Source organism: Streptomyces sp. NPDC051987 (assembly GCF_040680735.1).
In the GTDB taxonomy this organism is placed as follows: Bacteria; Actinomycetota; Actinomycetes; order Streptomycetales; family Streptomycetaceae; genus Streptomyces.
In genome coordinates, this window is sequence record NZ_JBFAXI010000166.1 from 1 (window position 1) to 8,873 (window position 8,873).

Consider the following 8,873-nt stretch of genomic DNA (forward strand, 5'->3'; position numbering starts at 1 on the left):
GGCACGGCGGGATCCGCCGGCCGCGACCGGTCCTTGGACGAGGGCGGGATGAGCTGGTTCATGGGGACCGTCCTGTGCAGAGGAAGGGCGCGCGGGCAACCCACCACGCACCCGCGGCCGTACGACCCGCCGCACCCCCCCTACGGCAGCGTCAGCGTCGCCACCGCCCCGCCGCCGTCCGCGTTGGCGAACCGCAGCCGTGCGCCCAGCACCTCCGCCTGCCCCACCGCGATCGTCAGCCCCAGCCCGTGCCCCTTGCCCCCGCCCTCCGTCCGGAACCGCTGCGGGCCGTGGGCCACCAGGTAGTCGGGATAGCCGTCCCCGTGGTCCCGCACGGTGACCTCCTTCCCCTCCACCGTCAGCACCACCGGCCCCCGCCCGTGCCGGTGCGCGTTGGCGACCAGGTTCCCCAGCACCCGCTCGAGCCGCCGCCGGTCGGTCTCGACCCACACGTCCCGGACGACCTTCACCTCGGTCTCCGTCCCGGACGCCCGCACCACCCGCTCGGCCAGCGTGCCCAGCGCCTCCGCGTCCGTCTCCAGCCGCTCCCGGCCCGAGTCCAGGCGGGAGATCTCCAGCAGGTCCTCGGTGAGCGTGCGCAGCGCGGCCACCCGGTCCCGCACCAATTCCGTCGGCCGCCCCGGAGGCAGCAGCTCCGCCGCCGCGTGCAGCCCGGTCAGCGGCGTGCGCAGCTCGTGCGCCACGTCGGCCGTGAACCGCTGCTCGCTCAGCAGCTTGCTCTGCAGCGACGCGGCCATGCCGTCCAGCGCCGCGGCGACCGCGGCCACCTCGTCCTGCGGGCGGGTCGGGTCCTTGGTAAGGGGATCGTGCACCCGGGCGTCCAGGTCCCCGGCGCTGATCCGCCGGGCCACCTGCGCGGTGCCGTGCAGCCGCCGGGTCACCCGGGTCACCGCGAACGCGCCGACCAGCAGCGTCGCCCCGATGGCCAGCGCCGACGACCACAGGATGGAGCGGTCCAGGCCGTCGATGGTGCGGGCCTGCTGGGAGTAGTCGACGGCCACGGCGAGCGTCCGGTGCCGGTCGGCCGGTCCCGCCGCCCACATCACGGGGCGACCGCCGTCGTCGGCGACCATCGTGCCGCGGTCCCCGGCCAGCGCCAGCGCCCGCAACGACGCGGGCAGCCCCCATGGATCGAGGCGGGCGTCCCGGGGCAGCGCGTCCCCCGCCTGGTACGCGGCCGTCGCCTCCGCGAGCCGGGCCAGCGCCTGGTCGCGGGCCTGTGCCACGGTCTGGTCGGTGACCGACACGTGGACCAGGACGCCGAGCAGCGCGGCCAGCGCACAGCACATCCCCGCGATGAACGCGGCCGACTTCGCCGCGAGCGTCCCGGCCCAGCGGGGGAGCCTCATCGCGCACCCGCCGATGTCGCAGCCGATGTCGCAGCCGATGCCGATGCCGATGCCGATATCGATGCCGACGCGTGTGGCGCTGAGGCGGACGGCAGCGGTCTGCGGGTGTGGTGCCCCTTGCCGGTGCGCAGGAACTCGTCCCGGGAGAACACCATCGCCCTGCGCTGCGGATCCCACGCCCAGGTCGTCCGGTACTCGTACCCGGTGATCCCGGCCGGCGACCGCACGATCACCGTACGCCCGGCCAGCTCGACGCCGATGATCGCGTCGTCGTCGTCGAGGATCTGCACCAGACGGTGCCGCTCGACGGTGTACACGCGCAGCGCGGTCTGGTTGGTCGGATACAGCCGGAAGCCGAGCGTCAGCTCGTCCCGTCCGTCCCCGGTCAGGTCCCGGTAGTACGGCTTCAGCAGCGGACACCCGGCCCCGCCGCCCCGGGCCCCGCACTTCCCCATCCGCGTCGCGGTGCCCTGGTACGCCCCGGTGGGCCCGAAGTCCGTCGGGTCCGAGGCGATCTCCGCCCGTACGACGGTCACCGGATCCACCCCGCGTATGTCGTCGCCGGGAACCGTGATCCCCTTGACCGGCCGAGAGCTGCCCTCGTCGTAGGGCCAGGCCGGGCTGGTCGCCGGCGGCAGGTCGGGCCAGAGCCTGTCGGGGCTGATCGCGGTCGGCGTCGCCCCGGCCGCGCGAAGCCCGCCGGAGTCGCCGCAGCCGGCCGCGGCCAGCGCCAGCAGGGCGACGGCGGCCGCGGTCACGGCGGTGCGGACGGGACGACGGGCGGACACGCTGCTCCTGGCTCGGCGGGGTAGGTCTCTCTCTTCCGGCTGGGTCGCCGATGCGGGCGGCCGGTGCAGGGGAGAGGCTACTCGGCGAGTTCCTCAAGGAGACGGGCGGTGGACAGTCCGGCCCGCAGGTAGGCGACGAACAGTTCGTTGTGCAGCGCCCAGGGCGAGCGCCGGGCGCGCACCAGCCGGATCGCCTCCTCGGCCGTACGCCCCTGGTGCACCAGGGCCTGCGCGACCACGAGCCCGGACCGGTTGTATCCGCTGTAGCAGCGCACCAGCACCGTCCGCCGCGCGTCCAGCGCCTCGCTGGCCGCCCTGGCCAGCCGCATCACGCCCGCGAGCTGGGTACCGTCCAACGGCCCGTCCGGTATGGGCCACACATGGTGCTCGACGTCCTGGTCCGGCCCGTGTCCGGGCAGCCGCAGCAGGCTCTGCACCAGATCGAACTCGTCCCGCACCACGGCGGGCTCCAGCCGTCCCGAACGCCCCCGGAACTCGTGGCCGCCCATCCACAGTCCGGGCACCACCTCGCTCCAGGGACTGTCCGGAGCCGGCACGTCGTACTGTTCCCCACGGATCCGCACCCGGCGCCTCCCCGCTGCGCGCGCCAACCCCTGTCAAAGGTAGCCGGGTTCTTGCCCCTGGAGCACCCCGCCTGTTCCCATGGTCGAGGGGTGATGACGCCATGAGCCCACTGCGCGTCGTGCCGACCTGGCGGCACGGTCAGGAGCGACTGTACGTATGCCTCGCGGATGGCAGGAACGTCGCCTGGTACGACCGTGAGGCGGGCCGGGTCAACCTGCTCAGCGAGGAGCGGCGGGACGACGTGCTGGAGACCCTGCGGCCGTTCATGACCGGCCCCGTCACCGTCGGCCCGCCGCCCGTGCCCACCCCCGCCGAACTGGCACGGCTGACCCTGCACCCCGACGACGACCTGGCGCCCAACCGGCCCGGTGAGGCGCTGCTGGTCGCGCTCGACCGGGACCCCGGTCCGGCCCACCGCCTCCGTCCCGACCCGCGCCGCCGCGCCCTGACCGCGGAACAGACCGTCGGCGACGCGCTGGACCGGCTGGACGGCGCCGGCTGGCACGCCCTGCACTCCGTCCCGCTGCCCGGCGGCGGCCGTATCCACCACCTGCTGATCGGGCCGGGCGGCCTGTTCTGCGTGCACTCCCTCTACGCACGCAAGCAGAAGGTCCTGATCGCCGACCCGATGATCACACTGGGTCGCCGTGACGCCCAGCCTCTCCTGCGCCGCCTGCGGGCGGACGCCGACCGGGCCTCTTACGCCCTCACGGCGGAGGTCCGCCCGGTGCTGGCGCTGACCGAACCGGCGGACGTCGTGCTGATCGCCCCGCCGCGCGAGGTTCGGATCCTCCGCGACCGGGAGCTGGACACCCTGTCCCGACTCGGCGGCGTCCTCAAGCCGGCGGACGTGGAGGCCCTGCACGCGATGGCCCGGGACCGCAACACGTGGGGGAGGGTGTAGGGCGCCCCGCGCACTGCTCCGGCGCCGCGCCGTTGCTGGTGCCTGGTGCCTGGTGCCTGGTGCCTGGTGCCTGGTGCCGGTCGTCGCCGCCTCGCCGTCGCTGCCGTCGCCTCGTGTCGTGCTGCCGTCGTGCCGCCGTCGTGCCGTCGCCTCGCCGTCGCCCGTCGTCGGTGCCGGTGCCGTCGTCGGCGTCGCCGTCGGCGTTCAGGGCAGGGGTGTCGCGCGTCGTGCGTCCAGCAGCGGGGCCAGCAGGTCGCCGTGGTCCTGGACGCGCGGCGCGATGTCCCCGGCCAGGAACACCAGCTGCTCCGCCGCCCGGCACCGGGCGACCTCCTCCCACGTCACCGGCGCCGACACCGTCGGCTCGCGCCGCGCCCGCACCGTGTACGGCGTGGCCGTCGTCTTCCGCCCCGCGTTCTGGCTCCAGTCCACGAACACCTTCCCCGGCCGCAGACTCCGGGTCATCCGGTGCACCACCAGCTCGGGCATCGTCCGCTCGGCCTCCACCGCCAGCCCCTTCGCGTACTCGCTCACCCGCTCGCTGGACGCGCCCCGCACCGCCGCCAGCAGATGCAGCCCCTTCGACCCGGCCGTCTTGGCGTACGCCTCGATCCCGTCCGCCGCCAGCCGTTCCCGCAGCCACAGCGCGACCTCACAGCACTGCACCACCGTCGCCGGCGCGCCGGGGTCCAGGTCGAAGACGATCCGGTCGGCCTCGTCCGGCGTCCGCACCAGCCACTGGTGCGTGTGGAACTCGGCCACCAGGTTCGCCGCCCACATCAGGCTCGCGAGGTCCTGCACCAGCACCATCCGGGCCGCCCCCTCCGACCGGCGCACCTCGGCGGTCGTGACCCACTCGGGCGTACCCGGAGGCACGTTCTTGGCGAAGAAGACCTGGCCGTCCGGCCCGTCCGGGTACCGGAGGAAGGACACCGGCCGATCCCGCAGATGCGGCAGCAACACCCCGGCCGTCGTCGCGTAGTAGTGCAGCAGCTCGCCCTTGGTGAACCCGGTCGCCGGATACAGCACCTTCTCCAGATTGCTGAGCGCGACCCTTCGCCCGTCCACCTCTGTGATCGGCGTCATAGGATGACAATCTCATATAAAGACACAGGAACTGGACGGAGGGCAGCCGCAAGTGCGATCCATCTGGAACGGCGCGATCTCCTTCGGCCTCGTCAGCATCCCGATCAAGCTGGTGAACGCCACGGAGAGCCACTCGATCTCCTTCCGTCAGGTCCACACCGAGGACAACGGCCGGATCCGCTACCGCAAGTTCTGCGAGCTGGAGGACCGCGAGGTCACCCAGGCGGAGATCGGCAAGGGGTACGAGGACGCCGACGGCACGATCATCCCGGTCACCGACGACGACCTCTCCCACCTGCCCATCCCCACCGCCCGCACGATCGAGATCGTCGCGTTCGTCCCGGCCGACCGCATCGACCCGCTCCAGATGGACGCCGCGTACTACCTGGCGGCCGCCGGCGCTCCCGCGGCGAAGCCGTACACCCTCCTGCGGGAGGCCCTGAAGCGCAGCAACAAGGTGGCCATCGCCAAGTACGCGTTGCGCGGCCGGGAACGCCTCGGCATGCTCCGGGTGGTCGGCGACGCCATCGCCATGCACGGCCTGCTCTGGCCGGACGAGGTCCGCGCACCCGAGGGCGTCGCCCCCGACGTCGACGTCAGCGTCCGCGACAAGGAACTCGACCTCGCGGACGCCCTGATGGACACCCTCGGCGAGGTCGACCTGAAGGACCTGCACGACGAGTACCGGGAGGCCCTGGAAGAGGTCATCGCCGCGAAGGCGGCCGGCGAGACCCCGCCGGAGTCCCCCGAACCGGCAAAGGCCGGCAAGGTCCTCGACCTGATGGCGGCCCTGGAGAAGAGCGTCCGGGCGGCGAAGGAGTCGCGGGGCGAGGAGGCGGCGGAGGTCACCGAGCTGCCGCAGAAGAAGCAGCCCGCGAAGCAGACCACCGGGAAGAGGCCGGCGGCGAAGAAGACCACGGCCGGGTCGGCGACCGCGAAGTCGACGACGGCCAAGTCGGCCACGACCAAGTCGACGGCCGCAAAGAAGACGGCGGCCAAGAAGTCGACGGCGGCCAAGACGACCGCCAAGAAGTCCCCGGCGAAGAAGACCGCCCGCAAACGCTCGGCGTGAAGAAGGCCGCCCGGCAAACGCCCGTCGTGACGATCGCCCGTCGTGACGATCGCCCGTCGTGACGATCGCCCGTCGTGACGATCGCCCGTCGTGACGATCGCCCGTCGTGACGATCGCTCGGCGTGACGACGACCGGGCCGTCAACCCACCGGACCGGCGTCTGCGCGCTCTTCGAACAGGCCGGGCGTAGGGCAGGGACCTACGTGGCCGCCCGCACGGCCGCGCCGGTTGTCACGCGTCACGTCACGGCTGCCACGCGTCACGTCACGGCGGTCAGGCGGCTCTCTGGGAGGCGGCCGCGTCGGGGTGCAGGTCGTCGAGGGTGAGCCGGTGGGCCGGAGGATCCGGCAGGACGGTCTCGTGGCTGACCCGCAGTCCGGGGTCCACATGGAGGAGTTGACCGGGTTCGATCGCGCGCCAGTCGGGGTTCTCGTCCAGCGGTTCGCTCGCGACGACGACGGCGGGATGATCGGTGAGGTGCGCCGAGTGGATGCGCAGGCGGCCGTGGCTGCCGCTCTGGTCGAGATGCCGACTGCCCTGCCGGCCGCCGGGCCCGCGCTCCAGGACGTAGAGACCGTGGGTGTCCGGGTAGCGCAGTGCCCACAGCTCCCGCGGGGTGGCCAGGATCAGGTTCAGGGCGTAGACAGGCAGGTTCGCGGCGATCCAGTGGGCGGCCTCCCGGATGCCCGCGGTGACGTCGCCGTCGTGCCGCCGGATCTCCCGGGTGATCAGGGCGAAGCACCGCTCGGAGTCGGTGTCGCCCCGGACCAGCGAGCGGTCCTCGCCCAGATGGGCGTCGAGTTCGCCGAGGCCCTCGACGACCCCGTTGTGTGCGAAGAGCCGTCCGTCCTGCTCGAAGGGGTGGGTGTTGCGTACGTCGAGGCTGCCGGTGGAGGCGAAGCGGAGGTGGGCGATGAAGGTCGCCGACTCCCGCTGCCGCGCCTCCTGCGCGAAGGCGCGGTCGCGGTAGGCGGCGATGGGCGCCTTGTCGACGTGCGGGGTGCCGTCGGGGCCGAACCAGCCGAGGCCGGTGCCGTCAGGATCCCGGTGGCTCTGCCGGCTGAGGCTGTCCGGCGCGTCGAGCAGCCAGAACGTGGCATGCGCCCGGACCGGCGCGCTGCTGAGGCCGAAAAGACGGCACACGGGTCCCTCCTGAAGCCGGGCCGACCCCTCCCGGCATGCCATGGACTGGGCGTCTGCGCCTGTCGGGCGTCTGCCTCGGGGCCGACGGTTCGCGCTCTGCGGCCATTGTCGCCCCGGGACGGGTCCGGCGCCCGCGCCGTTCCAGCCGCCGCAGCGGCGCGCGCCGCGCCCCGTCAGCCGACACCCTGCTCGACGTCCAGGTGCATCGGCCCCCGTAGTACGGGGCTGAGCCGGTACGGGGGCGGGTCGGCGACGAGCCGGGGCCGGTCGAGGCGGCGGGCCAGCTCGCCGAGCGCGATCTGGGCCTCGCGGCGGGCCAGCGGGCCGCCGAAGCAGAGGTGGGCGCCGCCGCCGAAGCCGAGGTGCTGGTTGTCCTGCCGGTCGGGTTCGAAGCGGTCCGGCTCGTGGAAGCGGTTCGGATCCCGGCTGCCCGAGGCCAGCATCAGCATGATCTGCGAGCCCTTGGGGATGACGGTGTCCGCGACGGTGAGGTCGCTGTACGCTGCCCGGCACGGAATGATCTGCACAGGTGGCTCGTAGCGCAGCAGCTCCTCCACCAACGGCACGACGAGCTCCGGTTCGTCGCGCAGTCGCCGCAGCACCTGCGGATGCCGCAGCAGGGTCAGCATGCCGTTGGCGATGAGGTTGACGACGGTCTCGTGGCCGGCGACGAGGAGCACTTTGGCGGTGGCGACGATGTCGGCGTCGGTCATCCGCCCGTCTGGCCCGTCGTCGTTGGCCAGCCGTGACAGCAGGCCGTCTCCGGGCCGACCGTGCCGCTGTGCCACCAACTCGCCGAGACACCGCCGCAGGTCGTCGCGGGCCCGGACGCCCTTCTCCAGTTTCCGCTTCGGGTCGGTCTCGGGGTCGTAGTCGACCGAGTCCATGATGTCGTGCACCCAGAGGTGGAACCTCGGCTCGTCCTCGTGGGGCACGCCGAGCAGGTGGCAGATCACGGTGACGGGGAGCGGAAAGGCGAAGTCGTCGACGACGTCGATTCGCTCCCGGCCCGCCAGGCCGTCGATCAGGCCGCCCACAGTGGCGGCCAGGAAGCCTTCGAGCCCGGTCACCAGTCCAGGGCTGTGCGGGGGGCCGAAGTGGCGCATCGCCATCCGCCGCAGCCGGTCGTGCTCGGGCGGATCCCTGTGGATGAACGACGACGCGGCCCCTCCTTCGGCCGGGGTCCCTCCCTCGGCCTGGGGCACCGGACGCGACAGATTGCGCAGGTCGGAACTCAGGTGCGGGTCGTTCAGCACGTCCGTGATCTCACGGTAGGTACTGATGACATAGCTGCCGTCCTGCTGCCGGGCGACCGGTGTCCGGCGCAGCTCGGCGTAGAGCGGGTAGGGGTCGGCCCGGGACGAGTAGTCGAAGATCCGCTGCAACGTGCCGGACGTCCCGTATCCGGTCGCAGGCGTGGTCGCCCGGCCTTCCTCACGATGCCCATGCCCATGCCCACGCCCACGCCCAAGCCCCTGCCGGACGCGCCGCTCACCCGGATTAGGTCCTGTGGCAACCGCTGTAGCGCTTTGGGCGAGCAGGGCGGGGCCGGGGAAGTCGACGGGCAACGGTTTCAGGTCGGCCGGCTGGTCGGGCGTGGGACAGGGGGGCGGGAAGGGCGCGGCCGTCTCGATCAGGCGCTGGTAGTGGTCCAGCCACTTGCCGTTGTCGAAGCTCACGGCAGCCGTGACCCGGCCCCGATAGCCGTACGCGGCGACGAAGCGGTGGTCGGAGACCGAGCCCTGAGTGACCACCACCTCGTCGGCGAAGGTGGGCACGCCGACGGACTTGATGTTCACGCCGAACTGGATCGACCAGAACCGCGGGACGGACAGGTGGGGCCAGCGGTCCGCCTGGCCGTGGACCATGTTGTGGGCGGCGACCTCGGCCTGCTCCACCGCGTTGGCCCAGTGCTCCAGCGAGAT

At 72.8% G+C, this 8,873-nt stretch carries 8 protein-coding genes; 2 read left to right on the forward strand and 6 right to left on the reverse strand.

Translation table 11 applies throughout. The features are described from left to right. Positions 1-140: 140 nt before the first annotated feature. From AB0M11_RS40455 to AB0M11_RS40465, 3 genes are all read right to left on the reverse strand, one after another. Positions 141-1,370, reverse strand: a complete 1,230-nt coding sequence (locus tag AB0M11_RS40455) for a HAMP domain-containing sensor histidine kinase (protein WP_365713821.1) — start codon at positions 1,368-1,370, stop codon at positions 141-143. Continuing rightward, the gene (locus tag AB0M11_RS40460) at positions 1,367-2,158 is read right to left on the reverse strand and encodes a hypothetical protein (RefSeq protein WP_365713823.1); all 792 of its coding nucleotides are present in this window, start codon (positions 2,156-2,158) and stop codon (positions 1,367-1,369) included. The genes AB0M11_RS40455 and AB0M11_RS40460 overlap by 4 nt, the downstream gene beginning before the upstream one ends. A 77-nt stretch (positions 2,159-2,235) precedes the next feature. Continuing rightward, positions 2,236-2,742 carry a protein phosphatase gene (locus tag AB0M11_RS40465; RefSeq protein ID WP_365713825.1) on the reverse strand — a complete coding sequence of 169 codons (507 nt, stop codon included), beginning with the start codon at positions 2,740-2,742 and terminating at the stop codon, positions 2,236-2,238. A 101-nt stretch (positions 2,743-2,843) separates the two neighbouring features. On the opposite strand from AB0M11_RS40465, the gene AB0M11_RS40470 reads away from it, so the two are divergent. Beyond that, entirely contained in the window at positions 2,844-3,647 is an 804-nt protein-coding gene (locus tag AB0M11_RS40470) for a nuclease-related domain-containing protein (RefSeq protein ID WP_365713827.1), read from the forward strand. A 204-nt stretch (positions 3,648-3,851) separates the two neighbouring features. Here AB0M11_RS40470 and ligD read toward each other — a convergent pair whose 3' ends face one another. Further along, a complete protein-coding gene (gene ligD, locus AB0M11_RS40475) occupies positions 3,852-4,733 on the reverse strand; it encodes a non-homologous end-joining DNA ligase (protein WP_365713829.1) in 882 nt (293 codons plus the stop codon). Positions 4,734-4,785: 52 nt separating this feature from the next. Between ligD and AB0M11_RS40480 the strand changes: the two genes are divergently transcribed. Then, a complete protein-coding gene (locus AB0M11_RS40480) occupies positions 4,786-5,805 on the forward strand; it encodes a Ku protein (protein WP_365713831.1) in 1,020 nt (339 codons plus the stop codon). 273 nt (positions 5,806-6,078) lie between these two features. Here AB0M11_RS40480 and AB0M11_RS40485 read toward each other — a convergent pair whose 3' ends face one another. Further along, positions 6,079-6,948: a class II glutamine amidotransferase gene (locus tag AB0M11_RS40485; protein WP_365713833.1), complete on the reverse strand. Its 870-nt coding sequence runs from the start codon at positions 6,946-6,948 to the stop codon at positions 6,079-6,081. Between the two features lie 173 nt (positions 6,949-7,121). After that, positions 7,122-8,873, reverse strand: a 1,752-nt coding sequence (locus tag AB0M11_RS40490) for a cytochrome P450 (RefSeq protein WP_365713835.1), incomplete at its 5' end; no start/stop codon positions are given.